General features: G+C 74.0%; 27 protein-coding genes. 5 read left to right on the plus strand and 22 right to left on the minus strand.

Features of this window, described 5'->3' with window-relative positions:
• Positions 1–13 precede the first annotated feature (13 nt).
• The gene (locus H7A69_RS00320; RefSeq protein ID WP_182045250.1) at positions 14–403 is read right to left on the minus strand and encodes a MerR family transcriptional regulator; all 390 of its coding nucleotides are present in this window, start codon (positions 401–403) and stop codon (positions 14–16) included.
• 93 nt (positions 404–496) lie between these two features.
• Here H7A69_RS00320 and H7A69_RS00325 point away from each other — a divergent pair, with 93 nt between their 5' ends.
• On the plus strand, positions 497–1,198 hold the full coding sequence (locus H7A69_RS00325; RefSeq protein WP_182045251.1) for an SDR family oxidoreductase: 702 nt from the start codon (positions 497–499) through the stop codon (positions 1,196–1,198).
• A gap of 6 nt (positions 1,199–1,204) precedes the next feature.
• On the opposite strand, the gene H7A69_RS00330 is transcribed toward H7A69_RS00325, so the two are convergent.
• Both H7A69_RS00330 and H7A69_RS00335 read right to left on the minus strand, forming a co-directional pair.
• Positions 1,205–1,918 carry an alpha/beta fold hydrolase gene (locus tag H7A69_RS00330; protein ID WP_182045252.1) on the minus strand — a complete coding sequence of 238 codons (714 nt, stop codon included), beginning with the start codon at positions 1,916–1,918 and terminating at the stop codon, positions 1,205–1,207.
• 114 nt (positions 1,919–2,032) lie between these two features.
• Positions 2,033–2,674 carry an SDR family oxidoreductase gene (locus H7A69_RS00335; protein ID WP_182045253.1) on the minus strand — a complete coding sequence of 214 codons (642 nt, stop codon included), beginning with the start codon at positions 2,672–2,674 and terminating at the stop codon, positions 2,033–2,035.
• A 97-nt stretch (positions 2,675–2,771) separates the two neighbouring features.
• Between H7A69_RS00335 and H7A69_RS00340 the strand changes: the two genes are divergently transcribed.
• Both H7A69_RS00340 and H7A69_RS00345 read left to right on the plus strand, forming a co-directional pair.
• Positions 2,772–3,257 (plus strand): DUF4126 family protein, encoded by a 486-nt coding sequence (locus tag H7A69_RS00340; RefSeq protein ID WP_069713151.1) that lies wholly within the window; start codon positions 2,772–2,774, stop codon positions 3,255–3,257.
• 117 nt (positions 3,258–3,374) lie between these two features.
• Entirely contained in the window at positions 3,375–4,346 is a 972-nt protein-coding gene (locus tag H7A69_RS00345) for an NAD-dependent epimerase/dehydratase family protein (protein WP_182045254.1), read from the plus strand.
• A gap of 63 nt (positions 4,347–4,409) precedes the next feature.
• On the opposite strand, the gene H7A69_RS00350 is transcribed toward H7A69_RS00345, so the two are convergent.
• The 4 genes from H7A69_RS00350 to H7A69_RS00365 form a co-directional block, all read right to left on the minus strand.
• The gene (locus H7A69_RS00350) at positions 4,410–5,603 is read right to left on the minus strand and encodes an MFS transporter (RefSeq protein ID WP_259346003.1); all 1,194 of its coding nucleotides are present in this window, start codon (positions 5,601–5,603) and stop codon (positions 4,410–4,412) included.
• Positions 5,600–5,818 (minus strand): hypothetical protein, encoded by a 219-nt coding sequence (locus H7A69_RS00355; protein WP_069713153.1) that lies wholly within the window; start codon positions 5,816–5,818, stop codon positions 5,600–5,602. The genes H7A69_RS00350 and H7A69_RS00355 overlap by 4 nt, the downstream gene beginning before the upstream one ends.
• Positions 5,815–6,732, minus strand: a complete 918-nt coding sequence (locus H7A69_RS00360; protein WP_182045255.1) for a helix-turn-helix transcriptional regulator — start codon at positions 6,730–6,732, stop codon at positions 5,815–5,817. Before H7A69_RS00360 ends, H7A69_RS00355 begins: the two co-directional genes overlap by 4 nt.
• A gap of 69 nt (positions 6,733–6,801) precedes the next feature.
• Complete coding sequence (locus H7A69_RS00365) at positions 6,802–7,962, minus strand: PQQ-dependent sugar dehydrogenase (protein WP_259346004.1); 1,161 nt, start codon at positions 7,960–7,962, stop codon at positions 6,802–6,804.
• Positions 7,963–8,100: 138 nt separating this feature from the next.
• Between H7A69_RS00365 and H7A69_RS00370 the strand changes: the two genes are divergently transcribed.
• A complete protein-coding gene (locus H7A69_RS00370; protein WP_182045256.1) occupies positions 8,101–8,766 on the plus strand; it encodes an SDR family NAD(P)-dependent oxidoreductase in 666 nt (221 codons plus the stop codon).
• A gap of 64 nt (positions 8,767–8,830) precedes the next feature.
• Here the strand turns inward: H7A69_RS00370 and H7A69_RS00375 are convergent, their stop codons facing one another.
• The 9 genes from H7A69_RS00375 to H7A69_RS00415 form a co-directional block, all read right to left on the minus strand.
• Positions 8,831–9,592 carry an SGNH/GDSL hydrolase family protein gene (locus H7A69_RS00375; RefSeq protein WP_182045257.1) on the minus strand — a complete coding sequence of 254 codons (762 nt, stop codon included), beginning with the start codon at positions 9,590–9,592 and terminating at the stop codon, positions 8,831–8,833.
• A gap of 100 nt (positions 9,593–9,692) precedes the next feature.
• On the minus strand, positions 9,693–12,512 hold the full coding sequence (locus H7A69_RS00380; protein ID WP_182045258.1) for a hypothetical protein: 2,820 nt from the start codon (positions 12,510–12,512) through the stop codon (positions 9,693–9,695).
• A 59-nt stretch (positions 12,513–12,571) separates the two neighbouring features.
• The gene (locus H7A69_RS00385) at positions 12,572–13,294 is read right to left on the minus strand and encodes an ABC transporter ATP-binding protein (RefSeq protein WP_182045259.1); all 723 of its coding nucleotides are present in this window, start codon (positions 13,292–13,294) and stop codon (positions 12,572–12,574) included.
• On the minus strand, positions 13,291–13,860 hold the full coding sequence (locus H7A69_RS00390) for a PadR family transcriptional regulator (protein WP_182045260.1): 570 nt from the start codon (positions 13,858–13,860) through the stop codon (positions 13,291–13,293). The genes H7A69_RS00385 and H7A69_RS00390 overlap by 4 nt, the downstream gene beginning before the upstream one ends.
• A gap of 154 nt (positions 13,861–14,014) precedes the next feature.
• A complete protein-coding gene (locus H7A69_RS00395; RefSeq protein WP_182045261.1) occupies positions 14,015–14,896 on the minus strand; it encodes an aldo/keto reductase in 882 nt (293 codons plus the stop codon).
• An 85-nt stretch (positions 14,897–14,981) separates the two neighbouring features.
• Entirely contained in the window at positions 14,982–15,566 is a 585-nt protein-coding gene (locus H7A69_RS00400) for a YdeI/OmpD-associated family protein (protein WP_182045262.1), read from the minus strand.
• Between the two features lie 27 nt (positions 15,567–15,593).
• A complete protein-coding gene (locus H7A69_RS00405; RefSeq protein WP_182045263.1) occupies positions 15,594–17,204 on the minus strand; it encodes an FAD-binding oxidoreductase in 1,611 nt (536 codons plus the stop codon).
• A gap of 68 nt (positions 17,205–17,272) precedes the next feature.
• Entirely contained in the window at positions 17,273–17,818 is a 546-nt protein-coding gene (locus tag H7A69_RS00410) for an acyl-CoA thioesterase (RefSeq protein ID WP_182045264.1), read from the minus strand.
• A 110-nt stretch (positions 17,819–17,928) separates the two neighbouring features.
• Positions 17,929–18,162, minus strand: a complete 234-nt coding sequence (locus H7A69_RS00415) for a hypothetical protein (protein ID WP_182045265.1) — start codon at positions 18,160–18,162, stop codon at positions 17,929–17,931.
• Positions 18,163–18,257: 95 nt separating this feature from the next.
• Here H7A69_RS00415 and H7A69_RS00420 point away from each other — a divergent pair, with 95 nt between their 5' ends.
• Positions 18,258–19,244 (plus strand): aldo/keto reductase, encoded by a 987-nt coding sequence (locus tag H7A69_RS00420; protein WP_182045266.1) that lies wholly within the window; start codon positions 18,258–18,260, stop codon positions 19,242–19,244.
• A gap of 166 nt (positions 19,245–19,410) precedes the next feature.
• Here H7A69_RS00420 and uraD read toward each other — a convergent pair whose 3' ends face one another.
• The 6 genes from uraD to H7A69_RS17585 all read right to left on the minus strand — a co-directional run bounded on the left by uraD (position 19,411) and on the right by H7A69_RS17585 (position 25,247).
• Complete coding sequence (gene uraD / locus H7A69_RS17580; RefSeq protein ID WP_310648873.1) at positions 19,411–20,208, minus strand: 2-oxo-4-hydroxy-4-carboxy-5-ureidoimidazoline decarboxylase; 798 nt, start codon at positions 20,206–20,208, stop codon at positions 19,411–19,413.
• 52 nt (positions 20,209–20,260) lie between these two features.
• Positions 20,261–20,743 carry an FBP domain-containing protein gene (locus tag H7A69_RS00435; protein WP_182045267.1) on the minus strand — a complete coding sequence of 161 codons (483 nt, stop codon included), beginning with the start codon at positions 20,741–20,743 and terminating at the stop codon, positions 20,261–20,263.
• 214 nt (positions 20,744–20,957) lie between these two features.
• Positions 20,958–21,605, minus strand: a complete 648-nt coding sequence (locus H7A69_RS00440; protein WP_182045268.1) for an SAM-dependent methyltransferase — start codon at positions 21,603–21,605, stop codon at positions 20,958–20,960.
• 40 nt (positions 21,606–21,645) lie between these two features.
• Complete coding sequence (locus H7A69_RS00445) at positions 21,646–22,551, minus strand: helix-turn-helix transcriptional regulator (RefSeq protein ID WP_182045269.1); 906 nt, start codon at positions 22,549–22,551, stop codon at positions 21,646–21,648.
• 148 nt (positions 22,552–22,699) lie between these two features.
• Positions 22,700–23,998 carry a hemolysin family protein gene (locus H7A69_RS00450; RefSeq protein WP_182045270.1) on the minus strand — a complete coding sequence of 433 codons (1,299 nt, stop codon included), beginning with the start codon at positions 23,996–23,998 and terminating at the stop codon, positions 22,700–22,702.
• A 139-nt stretch (positions 23,999–24,137) separates the two neighbouring features.
• Complete coding sequence (locus H7A69_RS17585) at positions 24,138–25,247, minus strand: M23 family metallopeptidase (RefSeq protein WP_182045271.1); 1,110 nt, start codon at positions 25,245–25,247, stop codon at positions 24,138–24,140.
• Between the last annotated feature and the right edge of the window lie 145 nt (positions 25,248–25,392).

The following is a 25,392-nucleotide window of genomic DNA, read 5'->3' on the forward strand; positions in this document are numbered from 1 at the left end:
GCCCGACGCGGGCTCAGGCCGCGGCGGTCGTCGGCTCGCGCAGGGCCGGGCAGTGCTCCGGCGTCGGGTGCTCGGAGATCGCGATGACCTCGTCGAGGCGGGCTCGGGCGGCCTCGAGGTCGGCGAGCTGTGCGGTGATCCGGTCGCGTTCGGCCACGAGCAGCGCGAACGACTCCGCCGTGGCCACGCCGGCGTCGACGCAGGGCAGGAGCTGCACGATGGTCCGGCTCGGCAGACCGGCCGCGAACAACTGCTGCACGAGCTGCACCCGCTCGACGGAGGTCCCGGCGTACGAGCGCTGGCCGCCGGACGTCCTGGTCGCCGTGAGCAGTCCCTGCTGCTCGTAGTACCGCAGCGACCGGACGCTCGCCCCCGTCGCCGCCGCGAGGTCCCCGATGCGCATGCCTGCTCCGATCCGTGCTTGCACCTGACACTGATGTCAGGTCCTACCGTAGCCGAGCCGGTGCGGGAGACGCCCGCTCGGCAGGAGGACACCATGGACATCGCCGGATCCGTCGCACTCGTCACGGGCTCGAACCGGGGCATCGGCCGCCGGTTCGTCACGCAGCTGCTCGAGCGGGGCGCCAGCAAGGTCTACGCGACCGCACGTCGCCCCGAGCTCGTCGACGTCGAGGGCGTCGAGGTGCTGCCGCTCGACATCACCGACGAGGCCTCGGTCGCCGCCGCAGCCGCGGCCGCGCAGGACGTCACGCTGCTCGTCAACAACGCCGGCATCGCCACGACGGGGTCGCTCCTGCGCGGGGACCTGACCGACGCCCGCCGCGAGATGGACACGCACTACTGGGGCACGCTGTCGGTGCTGCGGGCCTTCGCGCCGGTCATCGAGCGGAACGGCGGCGGCGCGGTCGTCAACGTGCTGTCCGCCCTGTCGTGGTTCGTGTACCCGCGGTCGGGCGGGTACGCGGCCGCGAAGGCCGCCGAGTGGAACCTGACGAACGCCGTGCGGCTCGAGCTCGCGTCCGCCGGGATCACCGTGCAGGGGCTCCACCTCGGAGCGGCGGACACCGACATCATGGCCGGGTACGAGGGCTCGATGGTCGACCCGGCGGACGTCGCCCGTGCGTCGCTCGACGGGGTCGAGGCCGGTGCGGCCGAGGTCCTCGTCGACGAGTGGAGCCGCGGGGTGAAGGCATCGCTGCAGGGGGCGCCGGAGGCGTTCTACGCCCAGTTCGCCTGAGCCGGATCAGGCGAGCAGCGGCTCGAGCAGGTCGACGACGAGGTCCGGACGGCTGATGAACGGGTGGTGCCCGGTCGGGAGCTCCACGGTGGCGGTCGCCCGGGCCGCGTGCGACCGCTGCAGCGCGACCGTGGTGCTGCGGTCCTCGGTGCACACCACGGCGGTGGAGTCGACGTCGGCCCACCCGGTCCGGGTCGTCGTCGCGCCGAAGGCCGCCGCGTCCTGCGACGTCGTCCGGGCGAACGCGTCGCGCTGCAGGGGCTCGTCGGCGTCCTGCAGGAAGCGGGCCCCGAAGGACGCCTCGTCGTACCCGTCGAGCAGGATCCGACCGTCGTCGACCCGGACGGTGACCGGGTCGGGCTCGCCGCTCATGATCGAACCCTGGGAGGCCCCGACCGGCGGCGTGTAGCTCGACACGAGCACGACGTGCCGGACGGACGGGTGCGCGCCGGCCTCGGCGATGACCGTGCCGCCGTACGAGTGGCCGACGAGCACGACGTCGTCGTAGGCGTCGAGCACCGCCCGGAGTGCGGCCGCGTCGTCCCGCAGGTCGCCCCCGTCGGCGTCGGTCTCGCCGCACGACGGCAGGGCGACGGCGACGCTCGCGACCCCGGTGCGTTCCAGGAGCAGGTCAGCGGTGGGGCGCCACCACCAGGAGCCGTCACGGACGAGGGCGCCGTGCACGAAGACGAGGGTCGGGGCGGTGCCGGTTGCGGTCATGGACCGAACCTAGGCACCCAGCCCGACCCTCGTCCGCCCGGTTCGCTCACAGCGACGCTCGTCGCGCGACGAGCGTCGCGCAACGCGCGTCGCGCGACAGCCCGAGCGCAGTGACTACGCCCGCAGGAAGTCCGCGATCGGGGTCGACCCCTCGTTGAAGCGGATGGTGCGCCCCGCGGTGGAGGGGTCCTCGAGCACGTCGGCCACCACGTGCGCCACGTCCCCGCGCGGCACCTGCGACGCCGAACCGTCCCAGTCGACCGACCCGGTCGGCTCGTCGTCGGTCAGGGTGCTCGGTGCGACGACGGTCCACTGCAGGTCGGAGTCGCGGAGCACCGCGTCGGCGATCATCTTGGACTGCGCGTACGCGAAGAAGTCCTGGTCCTGCGGCACACCGTGGTCGAGCTGCGACCCGGCCCACGAGACCATGACGAACCGGTCCACCCCGGCCTGCGCCGCGCCCTGCACCGAGAGCACCGCGGCGTCGCGGTCGATCGCCCACGTGCGGTCGGCCGAACCGCCACCGGCACCGGCCGACCAGACGACGGCGTCGTGCCCGCGGACCAGGTCGGCGAAGTCGGTGAGCGACTGCTCCTGCACGTTCGCGACCTTCGGGTCCCCGCCGTGCGCGCGGACCTCGTCCTGCTGGTCGGGGTTCCGGATCACCGACGTGACGCGGTGCCCCCGCTCGGTGAGGATGCGGGTGGCCAGGAGTGCGACCTTGCCGTGGCCGCCGAACAGGATGACGTTGCTCATGGCCGGGACGGTACGCGGGGCGGCTCCGAACGACGCGGACCGCTGCGTCCCCCGAGCGGTGCGCGAGTACCGTCCGACCTGACACGACGGGAGAACCATGAGCAAGCAGCACGAACAGCACACCCTGGTCCGCACCCTGGCTCTCGGGGTCCTCAGCGGCGGACGGAGCGGCACCCCGCTGGCCGTCCTCGCCCTGAACCACGACAACAAGGCCCTCAAGGGCGACTGGCAGCAGTGGAAGGCCTTCAGCACGCCGCTCGGCCGCGGGCTGCTCGTCGCGTCGGCGGTCGGCGAGCTCATCGGTGACAAGTCGAAGAAGGCGCCCGCGCGCATCTCGCCCGTCGGGCTGATCGGCCGCATCGGCGCCGGTGCGCTCGCCGGTGCGGCGCTCGGCACGACCGGCAGCCGCGACCTCCGCCTCGAGGGTGCGATCCTCGGCGGCGTCGGCGCGATCGTCGGCAGCTTCGCGGGCTGGGCCGCGCGCAAGCTCCTCAGCAGCGCCGGGCTCCCGGACGCCGTCGGTGCCGTCGCCGAGGACGCGGCGGTCATCGCCGGGTCGGTGCAGGCGGTCCGCACGGTCTGACCCGACCACGACGTGACGGGAGGCGCGGGTCGGCCACGACCCGCGCCTCCCGTTCGTGACGTCGGGGGCACCACCAGGGCCTGCCGCTCCCGGGGACGCGCGCCTAGCGTGAGCGCCATGCGCATCGTCGTCATCGGAGCCACCGGCCACATCGGCACGTTCCTCGTCCCCCGTCTCGTCCGCGCCGGCCACGACGTCGTGGCCGTCTCGCGCGGCACCAGCACCCCGTACGCCGACGCCCCGGAGTGGGAGCGCATCGAGCGCGTCACCGCTGACCGGGAGCAGGAGGACCGCGACGGCACGTTCGGCGACCGCATCGCGGCGCTCGCCGCGGACGCCGTCGTCGACCTCGTCTGCTTCACGCTCGAGTCCGCCGAGCAGCTCGTCCGTGCGCTCCGGGGGAGCGGCACGCACCTCGTGCACTGCGGGTCGATCTGGCGCGCGGGCGTCTCGCACGTCCTGCCGATCACGGAGGAGACGGCAACACCGCCCTTCGGTGAGTACGGCACCCAGAAGGACGCCATCGCCCGGATGCTCAAGCAGGAAATCGCCGGTGGGGGTGTCGTCACGACCTCGATCCACCCGGGGCACATCAGCGGTCCGGGGTGGCTGCCGATCGGCCCGCTGGGGAACCTCGACCCGACGGTCGTCACCCGGCTGTCCGCGGGCGAGGTCGTGGAGGTCCCCGGGCTCGGCGCCGAGTCGATGGCGCACGTGCACGCCGACGACGTCGCCCAGCTCTTCCAGCTGGCCGTCGAGCAGCGGGACGCCGCCGCCGGTGAGGACTTCTTCGCCACCGCCCCGACGGCGCTCACCGTGCGCGGGTACGCCGCGCTGGTCGCGTCGTGGTCCGGCCGGGAGGCACGGCTCGAGTCCGTCAGCTGGGACCGGTTCCGCGAGACCACGGCCACCGAGCACGCCGACGCGAGCTGGGAGCACCTGTCGCGCAGTCAGGTGTTCAGCACCGAGAAGCCGCAGCGGCTGCTCGGGTACGCACCGGCGTACACCGCGTCCGAGACGGTCCGCGATGCCCTGCGGTGGCAGGCCGAGCACGGCGACCTCGCGGTCGACGCGTCCTTCCGTCCCTGACGGCACCGGGTCCGGCCGGGGGCTGCTCTGGGCTGCGCGGTGGTCGCGGTCGTCGCGGTCGCGTCAGGCGGACGCCGTGCGCTCCGGCACCACGAGCGCACGGCGCCGGTGGACGGCCCAGACGGTCGTCGCGAAGCCGACGAGCACCGAACCGCCGATCGTCACCGCGGTCCACCCGCCGGCGTTCCAGAGCACCCCGGCCACGGCCGAGCCGATCGCACCGCCGACGAAGTTGCTCGTGACGAAGGCCGTGTTCAGCCGGCTCCGCGCGGCGGGGTCGATCGCGAACAGGCGCGTCTGGTTGAGCACGTTCGTCGCCTGCACGCCCACGTCGAGCAGCAGGACGGCGACGAGCACCACCGGGACCGATCCGGCACCGAGCCCGGCGACCACGAGCGACACGAGGACCAGGACCAGCGCACCGCCGGTGACCGGCACCGACCACCCGCGGTCGTGCAACCGTCCCACCCGCTGCGCGGCCACCGCACCGGCCAGCCCGACGAGTCCGACGGCACCGATCGCGGTCGTCGACCAACCGTACGGCGGGGCGCTGAGCAGGAACGTCAGCGAGGTCCAGAACATCGTGAAGACCGCGAACACGGCGGCGCTGATCACGAGCGTGACGCGGACCGCACGGTGCGCACCGACGGCGCGGAACACCGAGCCGATGAGCCGGGGGTACGCCACCCGCTCGCGCGGGGGCAGCTCGGGGATCGCCCGCCGCAGCAGGACGGCGAGCACGACCGCGGCGACCGCGGCGACGACGTACACCGTGCGCCACCCGGCGAACCCGGCGATCACGCCGCTCACCGTCCGGCTGAGCAGGATGCCGGTCAGCACCCCGGAGGCGATGGTCCCGACCACCCGGCCCCGCGCCGCAGGGTCGGCGAGGTCGCCCGCGAGCGGGATGAGCAGCTGCCCGGCGACCGTCGTCGTGCCGACCAGGGCGAGCGCGACGAGCAGGGTGGCGAACCCCGGGGCGACGGCCGCGCCGACCAGTGCGACGGCCGAGGCGAGCAGCACGCCCGGCACGAGCCGACGCCGGTCGAGCACGTCGCCGAGCGGGACCACGAGCAGGATGCCGAGCGCGTAGCCGACCTGGGTCAGGGTGACGAGCAGCCCGGCCAGCGCCGAGGACGTCCCGAGGTCGGCGGCGACGTCGTCGAGCAGGGGCTGCGCCCAGTACAGGTTGCCGACGGCCGCTCCGCCCGCGACGGCGAACAGGACCGTGCGACCGGTCGTCATCGCGGCGCTCACCGGCGGGACCCGGCGTCCCGACGGAACAGCAGCGCGATGTTCCACGGCCCGGGCTGCAGGCGGACGGTCGCCTCGGCGACGACGCGTTCCTCGTGCTCCCGGTCGCGGGTCAGGTCGTGGATCTCCTGCTCGGCGTGCCAGCGGAAGCGGAGACGGTCCCAGCGCGACGACGCCGGCAGCGCCCGTGCGGTCTCGACCGACGAGGTGTCGCTCACGCGTCCTCCCGTTCGGTGGTCCGCCCGCTCGCGCGGTCGGCGATTCGCCCGGTCGCGCGGTCGGCGATCCGTTCGGTCGCCGCCCACGAGGCGAGGACCCGGAGCGCGTCGGCGGTGGGGCTGCCCGGCGTCGCGGGGTAGACGGTGAGGCTCAGGCCGGGGTCCTCCGCCAGCTCGAGCGACTGGAAGTGCAGCTCGATCGGGCCGACCACCGGGTGGTCGAACGCCTTGACGCCCGCGTAGTGCCGTCGGACGTCGTGCGCGGCCCACAGCCGGCGGAAGTCCTCGCTGCGCACGGACAGTTCGCCGACGAGCGCCGCGAGGTCCCGGTCGCGCGGACTCCGGCCGGCCTCGCGCCGGAGGATCGCGACGTTCGTGTGCGCCGCGCGGTCCCAGTCCTGGTAGAAGTCCCGCGCCCGGGTGTCGAGGAAGATGAAGCGCGAGAAGTTCATCGGGCGGTCCCCGGTGACGAGCGCGGCGTGCAGGGCCCACCCGAGGGCGTTCGCGGCGACGATGTCCTGGCGGTTGTTCACGATCATCGCGGGGGCCTCGGTCACGACGTCGAGCAGGTACTGCAGCTCCGGTCGCACGGCGGCGACCCGGACGTTCCGAACGGCCCGGCGCGGCGGCTCGTTCTGGTGTCGTGCGAGGTCGCGCAGGTGCTCGTGCTCGGCCGCGTCGAGCTGCAGCGCGGTGGCGACGGCGTCGAGCACGCTGTCGGAGACGCCCTGCAGGTTCCCGCGCTCGAGCCGGGTGTAGTAGTCGATGCTCACCCCTGCCAGGCCCGAGACCTCCTCGCGCCGGAGGCCGGTGACGCGTCGCCGCGTCCCGGAGGTCCGGATGCCGGCCTGCTCCGGGGTGATCCGGGCGCGACGGCTCGACAGGAAGTCTCGGGCTTCGTCACGGTGGTCCATGCGCTCCACGCTACGACGGCACGGCCACGGCAACGAGGTGCTGCCGGAACCCCCGTCAGCTGCCGGTCGTCAGCTGCCGGTCGTCAGGGGGACCGAGACGATCCGGTCGTCACCGTCGCGGGGGTCGCCGCGGCCGTCGGTGTTGTTCGTCACGAACCAGAGCGTGTCGTCCGGCCCGGGCAGCACCGTCCGGATGCGGCCGAAGTCCCCGGCGAAGTACTCGGTCGCGGTCGACGGGTCGGACACCGGCACACCCCGCACGGACTCGCCCTTGAGGTTCGCGACGAAGACGGTGTCACCGATCACGGTCAGCCCGCTCGGCGACGCCTCGTCGGTGGACCACTGCTGCACGGGGTCGACGAAGCCGCGGTCCTCGCCACCGGTGCCCTCGACCTCGGGCCAGCCGTAGTCCTTCCCCGGCTCGACGACGTTGAGCTCGTCCCAGCGGTTCTCGCCGAACTCCGCGGCGAACATCGTGCCGTCCGCCGCCCAGCCCATGCCCTGCACGTTCCGGTGGCCGAGCGACCACACCGGGGAGCCGTCGAACGGGTTGTCGTCGGGTACCGCGCCGTCGGGCGTCATCCGGAGGATCTTGCCCGCGAGCGAGTCGCGGTCCTGCGCCTCGGACCGGTTGCCGGCGTCCCCGACGCTCGCGTAGAGCATGCCGTCGGGACCGAACGCGATCCGGCCGCCGTCGTGGAAGGTGTTCGCGGGCAGGCCGTCGATCACGGTCGTGGCGTCACCGAGCCGCCACGAGCCCGTGTCCCCGGTGAGCTCGTAGCGCTGGATCCGGTTGCCGTCCTCGGCGGTCGAGTACACGAACAGGTCGTCGTCGTGCAGGGCGAGGCCGAGCAGTCCGCCCTCGCCGCCGTGCCGGACGCCGGCGACCGTGCCGACCTCGCGCGTCGAGCCGTCCGCGCGCAGTTCGAGCACGCGGGCGGAGTCCCGCTCGCTGACGAACGCGTCGCCGTCGTCGCCCACCGGGACGACCGACCACGGGGCCTCGAGCCCGCTGACGACGTCGGAGGTGGCACCGTCCGGAGCGACCTGACCGGCCGCGAGGTCGGGCGGCGGGCTGGCGGTGCTGCTCTGCGCGGCGTCGCCCGAGTCGGTCGCGCTCCGGTCGTCCGAGCAACCGGCCAGGGCGAGGGCGGTCACGGCGGCCAGCCCGACGGCGGACCAGGTGCGGCGGCTGCGGAGCGTGCTGCGGGTCGTGCGGGTGCTGTCCACGGTGTTCCTCCCGGGTCGTGGTGCGAGTCCACACGCTGCGGTCGGGAAAGCCCTGGGGGTTCCCGGCACAACCCCTCACCGCTGCGCGCACCGGCCTACCGTCGGCAGCACATCGTTCCCGGTCGGAGAGGACCATCCATGACCACCATCGCCATCGTCGGCGCCGGCAAGGGCCTCGGGCTCGCCGTCGCAGACCGCTTCGGCCGCGAGGGCTTCGACATCGCGCTGATCTCCCGCAACCAGGACCGGCTGGACTCGCTGGCCGCCGAGCTCCGCGACTCCGGCCACCGCGCCCAGGGCTTCGCCGCGAACGTACGGGACGGGGACTCGCTCCGCGCCGCCCTCGAGGCCGCCACCGAGCAGCTCGGCCCGATCGAGGTGCTGCAGTACAGCCCGCTGCCGGCCAAGGAGTACATGCGTCCGGTCCTCGAGACCACGGCGGAGGACCTCGTCGGCCCGATCGAGTTCTCGGTCTACGGCTCCGTGAACGCCGTGCGCCAGGTGCTGCCCGGCATGCGGGCCATCGGCAAGGGCACGATCCTGTTCGTCAACGGCGGCAGCGCGGTCCGTCCGGGCGCGCGGGTGACCGGGACCTCGGTCGCCTTCGCCGGGGAGAGCGCCTACGCGCAGCTCCTGCACGACGCCGTCGCCGAGGAGCAGGTGCACGTCGGCCAGTTGATCATCCCGTTCGGCATCGACGACGGCCAGGACGACCACTCCGGTGCGGCCATCGCCGAGCGCCTCTGGACCATCCACACCGAGCGCGGGGACTTCCGGACGTACGCCGAGCCGCTGCCCGAGTGACCCGGGACGGCCGGAAGGCCCGTGGCGGGGTCGCCACGGGCCTTCCGTCCGTCGGTGGTCGCGGTCAGCGCGCGGTGCGCTCGATCGCGTCGGCCATCGCCGCGGCGACGCCGCGGTTCGCCTCGGCAGTCGGGTGGATGCCGTCGGGCGAGGTGCCCGGCACGTAGGCGCCGTCCGCGGCGCGGATCGCTTGGAAGGGGTCGACGAAGGCCCACCCGTGCCGGTCGGCGTCGGCGTGCAGCGCGTCGGTCAGGACGAGCTGCCCGGTGCGTCGGTCGGCTCCCCAGCGGCTCCACGTCCAGTCGGCGGGCGGCCCGGCGACGACGAGCACGCGCTCGGCCCCGACCTTGCGCACGATGGCGTCGACGCCCGCGATCGTCCGCTCCGTCGGGACCGCCTGGTTGACGTCGTTCGTGCCGACCTCGACCACGAGGACGCGGGCCTGCGGCACCGGACCGATCTCGGCGAGCACCTGGTCGGCGCGGTACCCGCTGTGGGCGTAGCCGCCGACCGCGTGCAGCCGGTCGTCCGCCTCGAGCTGGTGCAGCCACGAGTCGGGTCGGGCGGTGATCGAGTCCCCGGCGTACGCGAACGGCACGGCGTCGGACAGTGCGGGGGTGTCGAGGGCCCCCGTGACGACCTGGTCCGGCGTGCTCGGCCGGGGGAGTTCGGCGCTCCGCTCGACCCGCGTGCCCACCGCCGCGGCGACCGGGCGGTCGTCGGCGCTGGCGGTGTGGGTCGACGAGAGGACGAAGACGCCGGCGCCGACGATGCAGGAGGCGGAGACGATGCTCGCGACGAGGGCGAGGCGGGTGGTGCGGGTCACAGGTACAGGTATCCCGCGGATCACCCGCGCGGACCAGTCCCCCGACCTGGGGAACCGGCGGCGTGGCTGAGGGTCCTCGCGGCTGCTCACAGGTTCGCGGTCAGTGCGCACGGCGCACCACCGGTCGACGGCCCCGGCCGGCGGTCAGCCAGGTGCCCGCCGTCACGAGCAGCGGCAGCCCCAGGGCGAGCAGGGCCAGCACCGGCCAGTCCGCGACGAACGGCAGGTGCGTGGTCCCCGTCGGGCCGCCGTCGAACCGCAGGGTGAGCGCCCGGATCGGTAGCAACCCGAGCAGCGTGCCGACGACCGCGCCGACCGTGGTGAGGATCGCTGCCTGCCAGGCGGACACCCGTCGGCGCAGGACCGGGGCGGCCCCGATCGCGTCGAGGACCTCGTCGTCGCGGCGACCGTCGGACCGGGCGAGCCCGACGGCGACGGCCGTGGCGCCGATCGTCACCGCCGCGGCGAGGGCGAGCACGAGGGCCTGCACCGTCGCCTGCTCGTCCACCGGTCCGCGCTCGTAGGCGAAGCCCGGACCACCCCATCGTTCCCGGTCTGCGCCGCCGTTGCTCTGCCACGCGGACGACAGCTCGTCGTACTGGGACGGGGTCAGGTCCTGCGGCAGGTGCATCGCGAGCAGGCCGTCGACCAGGGGGACCCCGTGTGCCGCTGCCGTCGCCCGGGTCATGAAGACCCCGACCTTGATCCGTGGCGTCTGCACGTCGACCACGGCCGGGATCGTCGTCGAGGCGTCGGGGCGGGTGTCCTCGAGCAGTGCGGTGTCGTCGATCGTGCGGTCCCGGAAGGTGTCGATCCGGACCGCCCCGTCGTGGACGTACTCGGGCCAGAGCGACACGGCCTCGCCGTCCGCGAGCGCCCGTCGGACCTCGGCGGACGGGCGGTGCCCGGTGAGCAGGGCGTAGTCGTCGAGCGTCCCCGCCGCGATGTGCGGCTCACCGCTCCCGACGCTCTGCAGGAAGGTCGCGCAGCCGGTCGTGTCGGAGGTCGGGCAGTCCCGCCGAACGAAGTCGTGCGGCGTGGTGATCGTGGTCGGCTCCTTGCCGGCGTCCTCGCGGTTCACGGCGAGCACGTGCAGCCGGACGCCGTCCAACGCTCCGGAGAGTACGCGCGCGGCCCGGTCGGTGACGGCGGCGTCGTACCCGTCGCCGTACCCGTCGGGGTCGGTCAGCGAGACGGTCGCGGTCGCGACCCCGACGGCGGTCGTGTACTCGTACCCCCGGACGAACCGGGCGTGCTCCGAGGCGCTCCACGTGATCACGACCGAGGCGACGAACACGACGCTCATCACGCTCGCGAGCACCGGGACCGTGCGGACCGGGTTGCGCCGGGCGTCCCGCGCGGCGATCCGGGCGGACAGGCCGAGGCGCGCCGAGAGCCGTGCGACGCCGGCCAGGACCCACGGCGACGCCAGGGCGACGCCGAGCTGCACCAGGCACGGCCCGAGCGCGACCCCGACGCCGGCGAGCACCGCCCAACGGTCCTGCTGCACGGGTCGGTCGTTGAGCAGGAGCACGCCGGCACCGCACGCCAGGGTCATCACCGTCCCGGTGACGACCAGGACGGGGACCCAGACCCGCCGCCGACGTTCCGTCCGGGGACGGGCCGCCGCGGGGCGCAGGGAACCGCGGAGGGCCGCGAGGACGTCGACCCGCGTCGCCGAACGGGCCGCGACCAGGGCCGCCACGAGTCCGGCGGCGACGGCGACCGCCGCGATCGTCACGAGGGCGAGTGTCGGCACGTGCAGCCCCGGCCAGGTCCCGACGTTGCCGTCGTCGAGCAGGTGGAAGGCGAGCACGCCGAGCCCCGTACCGAGCGCGGTGCCGAGCAGCGCACCCGCCGCACCGAGCACCAGCCCGGAACCGGCGACGACCGCACGGACGAAGCCCCGCCCACCGCCGACACTCGTGACGATCGCGTAGGTGCGGGTGTCCGCCCGGGTGCCGACCAGGAACGCCGCACCCGCGAGCAGTGCGACCTCGAAGGCGGCGAACACCCCGACCAGTGCCATGGCACCGAGGTACGCGTCCACGGTCGTCCCGGTCGGGACGCCCTCGAGCCGGTCCGCTGGCGGGTCGAGCACGACCGGACGGGACTCGACGACGATGCCGTGGGCGTTCAACGCGCGGATCTCCGACCACGTCGGGGCGACCTCGGGCAGGTACACGGTCGTGTCCGACCCACCGCGCTGCACGGAGTGCGGGAGCTCGGCCGGCAGGGACCCCGACGGCAGGAACACCCCCTCGGCGTCCGGGCCGGAGGCGGCGTCGCGCATGGTGCCCGTGACGGTGAACCGCTGGCGGACCGGATCGGTCACGGTCAGGGTGTCGCCGACGGTCAGGTGGAGGCGCTCGAGCGTCGCGGGGGTCACCATCGCCTGGTCCGGCGCGGTCGGTGCACGGCCGGAGAGCACGTGCCAGTGCCCGTCGAGGGCGGGCGACCACGTCGCTCCCTCGTCCGCGGAGACGGCGACGGGGACCTCCGGGCCGGCGACGACCACCTGCGTGGTCCGGACCGGGATCGCCTCGGCCCCCGCGGGCACGTGGTCGAGCAGTTCGGCCCAGGGCGAGTCCTCGTCGGCGGTCGTCACCGGGCTGTCCCGTGCGGAGTCGGTCAGCTGCCACTGCACGGGGTCCTGCCGCATCCCGGGCAGGTCCGGGCCCGACAGCCGCATCTGGGCCGCCGCGTGGCCGAGGTCGTACCGGAGCTGCTCCTGCACGGTGGGCAGCGTCGACTGGACGACCACGGCCGCTGCCGCGAAGCCCGCGGTGGGGATGCCGATCAGCGACATGATCAGCACCGCGCGGCCGGCCTTCGCGAAGGCCAGTCGACGACCGAGTCGGAGGGCGGGGCCGAGTGCGACGGGCGTGCGCGTGCGGCTCCGGACGACCGTCCGGGACACCCGGGGACCGCGTCGTTCGACCCGTTCCCGGTCGTCGCCAGCGCTGCGCCGACGGCCGCTCACGACGCCGCTCGACCGACGAGCGTCTCGACGCCGGCGTACACCGTCTCGTCGACGACCCGGCCGTCCCGCAGGAACACGATCCGGTCCGCCCATGCCGCGTGCCGCGCGTCGTGCGTGACGAGCAGGGCTCCGGCGCCGTTGTCGACGTGCCGGCGGAGCATCCGCAGGACGACCTCGCCGGTCTGCGAGTCGAGCGCACCGGTCGGTTCGTCCGCCAGCACGAGTCGACGCTCGCCGACCACCCCGCGGGCGATCGCGACGCGCTGCTGCTGGCCGCCGGACAGGTCGTCGGGGAAGGCGGTGGCACGGTGGGACAGCTCGACGTTCTCGAGCGCGAGCTCCGCGGCGCGACGAGCCTTGCTGGCCTTCCAGCCGTCGAGCTCGAGCGGGAGCGCCACGTTCTCGACGGCGGTCAGCGAGGGGATCAGGTTGAAGTCCTGGAAGACGAACCCGATCATCCGGCGACGGAGCGCGGACAGCTCGCGGGACGGGCGGTCGGAGACCCACTCACCGTCGATCCTGACCTCGCCGGAGGTGGGCGGGAGCAGGGTCCCGGCACAGGCGAGGAGCGTGGACTTGCCGGAGCCCGACGTGCCCATGACCGCGACCATCTCACCGCGCGCGACGCGCAGGTCGACACCTGCCAGGGCGGTCACCGCGTTGGCGCCGCCGCCGTACTGGACGCTGACGGCGTCGAGCTCGAGGAGCGGGGCGGTCATCGTGCTTGCTCCGCGGTGCGCACCGATGCGACGTCCGTGACGGAGGCGGGTGGCGGCATGTGCCGGGTGACGGCCGACTCGACGTGGTCCAGCCAGCGCACCTCGGCCTCCGCCTGGAACACCATCGACTCGAGGACGAGCGACCACGCGAGGTCGGTCGCGGGGTCGGCGGAGCGCTTGAGCCGCGTCAGGTCCTGCAGGGTGCCGAGGGCGGCGGAACGCTGCACCTGCACCAGCCGCGGGACGTCGACACCGGGCACGGTCACCGCGAGGGCGAACTTGATCGCGAGCTCGTCGCGCCCGCGCTTCGCCGGCACCGGCTCGCTGAACCAGCGGGCGACCGCCTCGCGACCCGCGTCGGTCGCCGTGTAGACGACGTGTCCGTCGTCGTCAGCGTCGCCGCGGGCCACGAGACCGTCGCGCTCCAGACGGTCGAGCGTCGTGTAGACCTGGCCGATGTTGAGCGGCCAGCTCCCCCCGGTCCGTTGCTCGAACTCCCCCCGGAGCTGGTACCCGTACCCGGGTCCTCCCACCAGCAGCGCGAGCACGCCCATCCGTACGCTCATGACTTCCCCCTCGTACCGTCGGAGGCATACTCCGTATGCCCATACCGAGTATGCACAAGCAGACCGGCAGCAGGCAAGTCACGAATCGGCCACGAACGGACGGGAGGCGCGGTGCCAGCCGGCACCGCGCCTCCCGTCCGTCGATTGGTGGGGACTACTCGCCCAGCTTCGACAGCTCCTCGAACTCCGCGTCCGTCAGTTCGATGGTCGCGCCCTGCAGGTTGTCCTCGAGGTGGTCGACGCTCGAGGTCCCCGGGATCGGCAGCATCACCGGCGAGCGCTTGAGCAGCCACGCGAGCGCGACCTGCGCCGGCGTGGCGTCCTTCTCCTCCGCGAGCTCGGTGAGCGGCGAGTCCGTGCCGGTCAGCCCACCCGTGGCGAGGGGGAACCACGGGATGAAGCCGATGCCCTGCTCCTCGGACCAGTCGAGGAGCTCCTCGGCCGAACGGTCGGTCAGGTTGTAGAGGTTCTGGACGGTGACGATCTCGGCGTGCTCCTGCGCGGCCTTGACGTCGTCGACGGACACCTCGGACAGACCGATGTGGCGGATCTTGCCCTCGTCCTGCAGCTTCTTCAGCTCGCCGATCTGGTCCTCGAGCGGGACCTTCGGGTCGATGCGGTGCAGCTGGAACAGGTCGATGCGCTCGAGCCCGAGGCGGCGGAGGCTCATCTCGGCCTCCTGGCGGAGGTACTCCGGGCGGCCGACCGGCGGCCACTCGTTCGGGCCGGTGCGGGTGAGGCCGGCCTTGGTGGCGATGACGATGTCGTCGCCGTAGGGGTGCAGCGCCTCGCGGAGGAGTTCCTCGGCGACGTACGGGCCGTAGGAGTCGGCGGTGTCGAAGAAGTCGACGCCGAGCTCGACGGCGCGCTTGAGCACGCGGACGGCCTCGTCGTGGTCCTTCGGCGGCCCCCAGACGCCCGGGCCGGTGAGCTGCATGGTGCCGTAGCCGAGGCGGTGGACCTCGAGGTCGCCGCCGATGCGGAACGTGCCCGATGCGGCGGCAGGACGGTTCGTGGTGTCGGTACCAGTGGTCATGGATCCGGTCTACGCCCGTGCCGTGACCCGTTCCTGGGTCGGTGTCCCCCTGGTCACCGCCGACCAGCGGCAACCGGCGACGGCCCTACCGCGTCGGGCGGGGGTACGGGGCGTCGCCGACGGCGAGGCCGGCGACGAGCTTCGCGATCCGGTTTGCCCGGGCGGTGTCGCTCGGAGCGGTCACCACCCGGTGCAGCACGGCGTAGCGGTTCGTGCCGTCGAGGTCGGCGAACAGGGCGGCGGCGGCCGGCGACGCGTCGAGGGCGGCCCGGAGGTCGTCGGGCACGGCGACGGACGCGGCACCGGCGTAGGCGCGGTCCCACCGACCGTCGGCCCGCGCGCGGTCGACCTCGGCACGGCCGCGGTCCCGCATGCGCCCGGCGTCCTCGAGTGCCGCGACGAGGCCGACGTTCCGCTCGGACCAGAGCGACGCCCGGCGGCGCGGGGTGAACCGCTGGCGGAACGTCGCCGTGTCGCGACCGCGCTTCTGGCCGTCGATCCACCCGGAGCACAGTGCCTCGTCGAGGGCCTGGTCGTACGTCAGCGTCGTCGGCTCCGTGGTGCCCTTCTTCGCGAGGACGAGCCAGACGCCGTCCGGGTCGTCCTCGTGCGCGTCGAGCCACGTGCGCCACGCGGCGGCGTCCGGCAGCACGAGGTCCTCGTCGTCCATGCGGTCATCGTAGGACGGCGGTCCGGCTCAGACCCAGTGGGGCTGGTCGAGCAGTCCGTCGGGATCCGCCTGCTCGGCGATGCGGTGCAGGCGCGAGGTGTTCACGTCGAAGTACGCCGACGGGTCGGTGATCGCCGCGTCGCAGTAGTTGGCGTAGGCACCGGTCCCCCAGGCCGGCTCCATGGCCTGCCGGAACCCGCGGACGTAGGCGTCGAAGGGGGCGGGGTCCGCGCCGTCGGCGAACACCGCGGTGTACTGCACGGTCATCAGCGCGTCCCGCCAGGGGAAGGCCGAGTCGGTGCGTCCGACGTCGGCGACGGCACCGCCGAGGGCGTCGAGGGCGACGCCGCCCTCCCGGTTGCCCGCGACGTCCCCCGCGGCGGCCGCCTGGCGGACGAGGACCGCGATCTCCGCCCCGGTGAGCTTCCGCGTCCCGATCGACGAGGTGGCCGCCTCGGACACCCGCTGGGGCGTCCCGGCGAGGCGGACCACGGCAGCGCCGTACGTCAGCTCGTCGGCGGTGTGGGACGTCGGCGTCGCACCGGTCGCTGCGACGAACGCGTCGACGGATGCGTCGGCGCCGCGCTCCGGCCCCGTCCAGACGCCGGTGACGGTGACCGTCGGTGCGCTGTGCCGCGTCCCGTTCAGCAGTTTCAGGGTCGACCAGAGCCGGCGGTCCGCGACCGGCGCCCAGTCCTGCCAGGCCCGCACCACCGCGGCCGCGGCGGACCACGGGAACACGATGCTGAACAGCAGCACCGGTGGCGCGGACTGCGTCCGGAAGGTCATCGAGGTGACGACGCCGACCGTCCCGCCACCGCCGCCGCGGCAGGCCCAGAACAGGTCGGGCTCCGCCGTCGCCGACACCTCGTGCACCCGGCCGTCCGGGGTGACGAGCGTGACACCGGTCAGCTGGTCGCAGGTGAGGCCGGAGGACCGGACGAGCACGCCGACACCGCCGCCGAGCGTGAGTCCGCCGATGCCGACCGTCGGGCACGAGCCGGAGCCGATCGCCCGTCCGGCACGGGCCAGGGTCGCGTAGACGTCCGCCAGTCGGGCACCGGGGCCGATCGTCGCGGTGTCGCCGTCGACTCGGACGTCGTCGAGGTCCTGCGTGCTGATCACCAGCGACCGGGGGACGTCGGTGCCCGGTGCGCCGCCCGCCGACCACCCGGTGTAGGAGTGCCCGCCGGAGCGCAGCGCGACCGGTGTACGGGTGTTCCGGGCGAACGCCAGGGCTGCCTGCACGTCACCGACGCCCGCGACGCGCAGCACGGCCTGCGGGTCGGCGTCGTCGTAGCGGGGGTTCTGCAGCACGCGGGCGGCGTCCCAGCCGGACGACCCCGACCGGAGCAGGGTGCCGGTGACGACGGCGGCGAGGGCGTCCCAGGAGTCCGGGCCGCCTGGGGTCGGCGAGGACGACGGGGTACCGGTGCCGGTGGAGGGTGCGGCCGATCCGGGCCCGGACGGCCTCGGGCTGCCGGACGGAGCGGGATCGGGCCGGGAACACGCGGCGAGCACCCCGGCGACGCCGAGGCCGATCCCGCCGGCGAGCACCGTCCGGCGCGTGGCCCGCCGGCTCCGGTCGTCGCGGTCGTCGTCGCGCGGTCGGTCGTCGCGTGGTCGCTCCTGCTGCACGCGACCTGTCTACGCCTCCGCCGCGCGCCGGCCATCGTCCGCGCGGAGGACACGGCGTGGCCGACCGGTCAGCGCACCTCGCTGCTGCTGATCCGCACGGCGTCGGCCCATGCGTGCACCCACGCGGGCAGGGTGAGGTCCCGCGTGGTGTCGCCCGTCGCGGCGACGAGCTCGTCCGGCGTGACCGCGCCGCCGGTCCGGCGGAGGAACCGCGCCTGCACGACCGCCCGGGCGACGACGGCGCCGTGGCGCACGAACGTCTGCTTCATGTACACCGCACGCTCGTCGACGCCGAGCACCCGCGTGTGCAGCGTGAACCGCTGACCGAGCGTCAGGGACCGCTTGTACGTGATGGTCTGCGCGGCGACGACCGCGTACCAGCCCCGTCGCGCTGCCTCCTGCCAGAAGCCGGACCGGAAGAGCAGGTCGTACCGCCCCAGGTCGAGCATCGCCAGGTACTTGCCGTTGTTGACGTGGCGCAGGGTGTCGAGGTCCGTCGGAACGACGCGGAACGGCGTGCGCGCCTCGCCCCACAGCGAGGGTCGCCGTCCTGGTCGCGCGCCGGCCAGTCGGACACGCACGGCGAGCAGGAACAGCCGGAGGTACAGGTTCACGTGCCGATCCCACCAGGAGCCGGCCCCGCCGTCGAGCCCGTTGGAGGAAGCGGACGAGCGTCACGGTGCCGAGTGCAACACGGTGCACCCGACCCTCCAACCGGCCGCGGTCAGCCCAGCGGTCCGCCGGCGCCGCCGGTGATCCCCGGGTGTGCGGCCTTGGCCGTCCCCTCGGTGACCGCGTGGGCGGCCGATGCCTCGGTCATCGCGCGCTCGCCGACGCGCGGGTCGACGGGCTCCAGGTGCGACAGCGCCCGGCGGCGTCGGACGTTCTGCACCTCGAGCACCACGAGCAGGGCGGCGATGACCACCACGACGGCGATGACGATCACGAAGACGATCACGGCGTTCCCCTTCCGCACGGACCCCCTGTCCGTCCTGACAGCGTAGCCGTGGTGGTACCCCCCTGGCGAGGAGTCGCCGGGAGTAGACCGGCACCATGCAGACACGCAAGCTCGCAGACCTCGAGGTCGGTCCGATCGGCCTCGGCACCATGGGCATGAGCGCCTTCTACTCGGGCGCCGGCTCCGACGACGACGAGTCGATCCGCACGATCCACCGCGCGATCGACCTCGGCGTCACCCTCTTCGACACCGCCGAGGCCTACGGCCCGTACACGAACGAGGACCTCCTCCGCCGTGCCCTGGGCGACCGCCGCGACCAGGTCGTCATCGCCACGAAGTTCGGCCTCTACCGGCACGAGGCCGGCGAGGAGACGCCGACCCAGCAGCGCGGCATCTCGAGCGCCCCGGAGTCCGTCCGCGAGGCCCTCGAGGGATCGCTCCGCCGCCTCGGCACGGACCACATCGACCTCTACTACCAGCACCGCGTCGACCCGGACGTCCCGATCGAGGACGTCGTCGGCCAGCTCGCCGGCTTCGTGCAGGAGGGCAAGATCCGGCACATCGGCCTGTCCGAGGCGTCGGCGGCCACCATCCGCAAGGCCCACGCCGTGCACCCCATCACCGCGCTGCAGAGCGAGTACTCGCTGTGGACGCGCGACCCCGAGGGCGACGTGCTCGACACCCTCCGCGAGCTCGGGATCGGCCTGGTGCCCTACTCCCCGCTCGGCCGCGGCTTCCTCACCGGGGCCATCACGAAGCCGTCCGACCTGGACGACGACGACTTCCGGAAGCAGAACCCCCGCTTCCAGCAGGAGGCCTTCGCGGAGAACATGCGGATCGTCGACGAGGTCAAGGAGATCGCGGACGAGGTCGGCGCGAAGCCGGGGCAGGTCGCGCTCGCCTGGCTGCTCGCGCAGGGCGACGACGTCGTCCCGATCCCCGGGACGAAGCGGGTCTCGCGGCTCGAGGAGAACGTCGGCGCAGCCGACGTCTCGCTCTCCGCCGACCAGCTCGCGCGCCTGTCGGCGCTGCCCGTCCCGACCGGCGACCGCTACCCCGACATGTCGTCCATCGGTCGCTGACGCGACCAGGAGGCGGACTGGAGGCCCGTGGCGACCCCGCCACGGGCCTCCCGTCCGTCCCGCCGCCGGCCGCTCCCGCGAGACTCGGCTCCGCGGACACGTTCGCGGCACCTGGACCGCGAACGTGTCCGCCTGGGCGAGGCTCGGCCGCCGGCCGACCGCCTGGTCAGCTGCCGCGGTAGGTGCTGTAGGCGAAGGGGCTGAGCAGCAGGGGGACGTGCAGGTGGTCGGTCCCGGACACCGTGAACGCCACGACGACGTACGGGTGGAACGACGGGACACCGGTCGCACGGTGGTGGGCGCCCGTGTCGAACCGGAGTTCCAGTTCGCCCTGCGGCAGCACGTCCGGACCGAGCCCGGCGCGGCCGTCCGCGTCGGTCTCGCCGGTCGCCAGGACCTCGCCCTCGGCCGTCCGCAGCGTCAGCGCGACACCTGCGGCCGGGGTGCCGGTCCGGGCGTCGAGCACGTGCGTGGTGAGGTGCGGGACGCCGAAGGTCGCCCGGATGCGGTGCACGGCGATGTCGGCGAGGGCGGCGGTGGCCTCGGCGACCTCGGGTTCCGGGTCCCCGGCGAGCCGCCGTTCGAGTTCGGCGAGGAGCTCCTCCGGCGTCCGACCGGCAGCACGCACGAGGAAGACCCGGCCGAACCGCTCCTCGTACGCGGCGTTCCCGCGGGCGATCGCCGCCGCGACGTCGTCCTGCGCCGTGGCCATCGCCCCCTGCTCACGGGCGGACGTCGGCTCGGTGGTGCGCTCGCCGATGCGGGGGTGCTCGGCGAGCGCGGTGTCGAGGTCCGTCGCGGTCCACGCTGCCGCCGCCTCGGTCGCCGCCGCGACGAGCGTCGGGACCGACCGGTACGGGCGTCCGGCCACGAGGGCGTCGGCCCACGCGGGGACCGCTGCCCACCCCAGGGCGGTCGTCCGGGCGTCGGCGGCGGGGGCGGAGTCGAAGTCGCTGAGGTCCACGCGCCTCACCCTAGGCAGACCGCGTTACGCGGGCGTTTCGGGTGCCCGGGCGTCAGAGCTCGGTGACGAAGGACGCCGCGCGCAGCTGCAGGTCCTCGATCCGGCGCAGGCGGGCGGCCTCGACGTCGAACCCCTCGTACGCCGGCGGCACCGGGCGCCGGACGTTCCGGGAGCACTCGAAGTCCTGGCAGACCAGTGTCCCGACGGTGTTCCCGTTCCGACCGGCCTTGCCCGAGCGCTTCGCGGCGGAGAACACGACGTCGTTCGGCAGCGTGACGTCCTGGCACCACGAGCACTGCGCCCGTGACCGCGGCGACGCCTCGGCCTGCCGGAACAGCACGCCGACGAGGTCGCCCTCGAGCGTGGGCACGACCGCGTACGAACGCCGGGGGGTCTTCGGGTCGCGCCAGCCGAGGAAGTCGAGCGCCTCCCAGTCGAGGGAGTCGAGGTCGGCGGGCAGGGTGAGGTCGGTGACCTCCTTGCGGGAGGCGTTGACGAAGGAGGAACGGATGGTCTTCTCGCTGATGGGCAGCACAGTGTGGTCGCTCTCGACGGGGCCCGGGCGCGAGTGCGCCGCGCGGGACGAGGGGGTGGGTGGTCAGGGTTCGACGACGGCGGCCGTGCCGGACGGCACAGCCGGGGGCGTCACGCCCTGATGCCGGCGCTCCGGGCGCCGACCACCTCCTGCTGACTCACGTGTCCAGCCTACGACGACGTGTCAAGCCGGGCGTGTCGCGCCGGCAGCCCGGTCAAGCGCCAGGCCGCAGCAGGACGACCGACCCGTCGAGCGCGGGCTGCCGACGGAGCGCACCGTGGCGCGCGTCCCACTCGCCCGACGTGAGCGCGTTCCGCAGGGCGGCGATCGATCGGCGAGCGGTCAGGTCGTCGACCAGGCTCCACGCGGGGTCGGCGGCCCGGACGTCGGCGTCGAGGAGCCGTTCCGGCCGCGCGTAGTAGCCCTCACCGAAGCCGTCCACGCACGTGAACGGCACCGGCAGGCGCACGACGTCGACGGACGGCCCGACGAGCGTCACCAGCCGGTCGATCGTCGGCAGCGTGGCGGCCTCGGCGGCGACCACGTCGGGCGCGTACTCGGCGAGCCACCCGGCACGGAGGCGGTCCGGGTCGCGCGCGAGCACCACGACACGACCACCGGTGAGCAGCGCGAGTGCGGCGAGCGTGTCGTCGGCCGGGAAGGTCAGCAGCGTGGCATCGGCACCCCTGTCGGCGACGAGCTCGCGGTCCACGGGCACGTACGAGACCGGGCCCCCTCGGACCTCGCGCACGGTGCGGGCGTCACCGAGGGCCTTCGCGACCGCGCGGACGAACGTCGGCTCCGGTCGGCGGTGCCGGCGCAGCGCGGCCGCCTCGGCGTCGGTGTCCGCGGTGCTCGTCACGCGCTCACCCTACGAACGCTGCCTGCGCGGGTCCCGACGCTCAGTCGGCCTGCTCGGCGTCGCCCGCGCGCACGGCGGCGAGCCGCTCGGACCGTTCCGTCGCGGCCCAGGTCCCCAGCAGCGCCAGCGACCGCTCGGACTCGCTGCCCGGCTCCGCCGAGTACGTGAACATCGTCAGACCGGGGTCCGCGACGAGCTCGAGCGCCTCGAAGTCGAGCTGCAGTTCGCCGACTATCGGGTGTGCGATCCGCTTGCCGCCCCGTCGGTGCATCCGCACGTCGTGCGCTGCCCACCAGGACCGGAACTCCTCGCTCCGCGTCGACAGCTCGCCGACGAGCGTGACCAGGCCCGGCTCGCAGGGGTTCGCCACCGCGGCGGCCCGCAGCACGGCGACGGCCTCCCGCGCCGTGGCCGCCCAGTCCGGGAAGAAGTCGCGGGCCGCTGGGTCGAGGAAGGTGAACCGTGCGGTGTTCACCGGTCGGCCGGGGCCCGCGAACATCGGCGCGTACAGCGCGCGGCCCAGCTCGTTCGTCGCGACGACGTCGCCGCGCTCGTTGCGCACCCACGCGGGGGCACCGGTGATCGCGTCGAGCAGGCGCTGCACGCCCGGACGCACCCGGGTCGGGACGTTCCGGTGCATGACCTTGACCCCGGCGTTCGCCAGCCGGGCGAGGTCGAACAGGTGCACGCGTTCGTCCTCGTCGAGCTGCAGGGCGCCGGCCAAGCCCTCGAGCACGCTGTCCGAGACGCCCTTCAGCGAGCCGCGCTCGAGTCGCGTGTAGTAGTCGACGCTCACGCCGGCGAGCATCGCGACCTCGTGCCGACGCAGGCCCGGCACGCGACGCACCCCTCCGCCGAAGGACGGCATGCCGACCTCGTCCGGGGTGAGCCGCGCCCGCCGCGAGGACAGGAAGTCACGGATCTCGTTGCGCACGTCGATACCCATGGCACGAGCGTACGTGGCCCGACCCGGGCGGCGACAGGCACCAGCGGTACCCGTGGACGGCGCGGCCGCCGCGGTGGGAGGTGACCGGAACGTGGACGGGAGGCACGGTGCCCGCCCGCACCGCGCCTCCCGACCGGCGGTGACCCGGCTACGCGGCCGGCGGGGCCACGCGCGCCGGTCCGGCCGGAGCCCCCGAGGCGGCTGGCGTCACCCGGACGCGCGCGACGCGGTGGCCGTCCATCTCGGTGACCTCGAGCCGGTGCTCGCCGACGTCGACGACGTCGCCGACCTCCGGAACCCGGTCGAGGTGGACCTGCACGAGGCCACCCACGGTCTCGTAGTCGCCGTCCGGCAGCTGCGGGCCGCCGTCCGCGGCCAGGTCCTCGAGCACGGTGGCACCGTCGATCCCGTCCGACTCGGCGGCCGGCGGGTCGTACTCGTCCCGGATGCGGCCGACCAGGTCCTCGAGCAGGGCCTCGAGCGTGACCATGCCGGCGCTGCCGCCGTACTCGTCGACGACGAGGGCGATCTGGTGGCCGTCGGTCCGCATGTCGGCGATCGCGCTCGACAGGGACTTCGTCTCGGGCATCGCGAGGACGGGGCGCACGAGGGTCGACACGGGCGCGGCCGGGTCGGCCGGACGGAGCAGGTCCCGCAGGTGCACGAAGCCGGCGACGTCGTCGCGCGAGCCCTCGGTGACGAGGTAGCGGGTGTGCCCCTCCTCGATCGCGTGGTCCGTGGCCTCGGCGATGGACACCGACGCGTCGATCGTGGACACGTCGTACCAGGGCCGCATCGACTCGCGGAGGATCCGGTCGCCGGCGTCGAGCGCGCTCCGGGCGATGCGGCGGCCCTGCGCGTCGATGGCGTCGTGGTCCTCGACCAGGCCGCGGAGCTCCTCGGTGCTCATCGACTCGCTGCGGGCGTTCGGGTCGCCGCCGAGCAGCCGGACCACGGCGTTCGTGGTCGCCGACAGCACCCAGATCACCGGGCGCATCACGATCGCGAAGCGGTCCAGCGTCGGGGCGACCGCCATCGAGAAGCCCTCGGCGCGCTGCAGCGCGAGGCGCTTCGGCACGAGTTCACCGAAGACGAGCGACAGGTACGCGATGACGAGGGTCATGAGCACGAGGGCCACGGCCTCGGCGGCACCCTGGTCGAGTCCGAGACCGGACAGCAGCGGCGCGACGTCCGGCGCGATCGAGGACGCACCGTAGGCGGCGGAGAAGAACCCGGCGACCGTCACACCGATCTGCACGGCGGACAGGAAGCGGTTCGGGTCACGACCGAGGGCGGCGACCCGGGCCCCGCGACTGCCACGGCGTTCGAGCTGCTGGAGCTGCGACTCGCGGAGCGACACGAGGGCGATCTCGGCGGCGGCGAACACGCCACCGACGAGCACGAAGAGGATGACGAGCCCGAAGGCGATCCAGGTGTCGGCGTCCATCAGCGGGACACCACCGAGGGTCGACGACGGGCGGGCGGTCTGTGGTGATCGTCCATGCTGTGATTGTGCACAGGTCAGCTGGGATCCAGCCGCGTCGGCGCTGCGCGGGCGCTGGGCATCCGGCGAGCGTCTGACCGGGTCAGGTGGTGAGCGAGCGGCCGATCCGCGCTTCGAGCCACGCCTCGGGGTCGATGGGCGTCACGCCGTCCATCAGGACCTCGAGGTGCAGGTGCGCACCCGTCGAGACGCCCGAGGAGCCGACGCTGCCGATGAACTGCCCGGCCGCCACGGTGTCGCCGGCCCGGAGGGGCGACGACCCGGGGATCATGTGGCCGTACAGGGTCGAGACCCGGCGGCCGTCGATCACGTGGTCGATGATCACCGTGTTGCCGTACGAGAAGTACGTGCCCGAGACCCGGACGGTCCCCGCCGCCACGGCGCCGATGGGGGCGCCCATGCCGGGGTTGAAGTCGAGTCCCTGGTGGAGCGAGGAGCACGCGCCGCACGGGGCCGCGCGGTAGCCGAAGCCGGAGCTCATCCGGACCGGACCCGGGAACGGCGAGCGGACCTCGCCGCCGGCGGAGACGGAGCCGTCGGCCGCAGCGCTGTCGGCCGAGCCGCCGGTGGCCGCGACGACGACCTTCTGGGCCTCGTTGACGGTGAAGTCGTCGCGGTCGAGGGCGCTCGCCGTGACCGCCTGGGTGACGGCGTAGTCCTGGGTGCGGACCTGCGGCGCGAGGGTGGACGTCGCGGTCGACGTGCCGGCGCTGGCGTGCGCGGGCATCGCGGACGCGGCGAACATGGCCAGGGCGGCGGCGGCGCTCGTCAGGGTGATGCGGCTCGCGCGGTGCGAGCGGGACGGGCGGGGCGCGCGGGCGGTGGTGGCGGTCGTGATCGCGGCGGGGCGGCGGCGGACGACCTTCGTGATGCGGGCGTCGACGTGCTCGGTGGCCACGCGCGCCGTGGTCGCTCGTCGGCCGGGCCGGCTCTCCGTGGGGAGCACCTGCGGCGCTGCGGCTGCCTCGGCTGGTGCCGGTGCCGGCTCGGCTGCGGTGGTCGCCGCGGTGTCCGGAGCGGCCGCCGCGGCGGTGGCGGGCAGGACCGCTGTGCTGCGCGGGGAGCGGGGAGCGCGGGCGCGTCGGGCGGGCTTCCTGGCTGCTGCGCGCTCGGCCTCGAGGGCAGCGCGACGGGACAGGTGCACGACCGGGGTCTCCGGCTGCTGCTGGTCGGTGTCGTGTGTCGTCGTCATGGCCGCAGACCATTCTGCACGAGTCTGTCGCTTTGTACAGGCCTTTCCGTGATCTCCTCGTTACACAACGGCTGACAGTCAGCTGACGCGTCACCCCGCCTGCGGACCCGCTGGGCGACGGATCGGTAGTGTCTGGGTCCAGCGA

The organism is Curtobacterium sp. ME26, assembly GCF_903970945.1.
Taxonomy (GTDB): domain Bacteria; phylum Actinomycetota; class Actinomycetes; order Actinomycetales; family Microbacteriaceae; genus Curtobacterium; species Curtobacterium citri.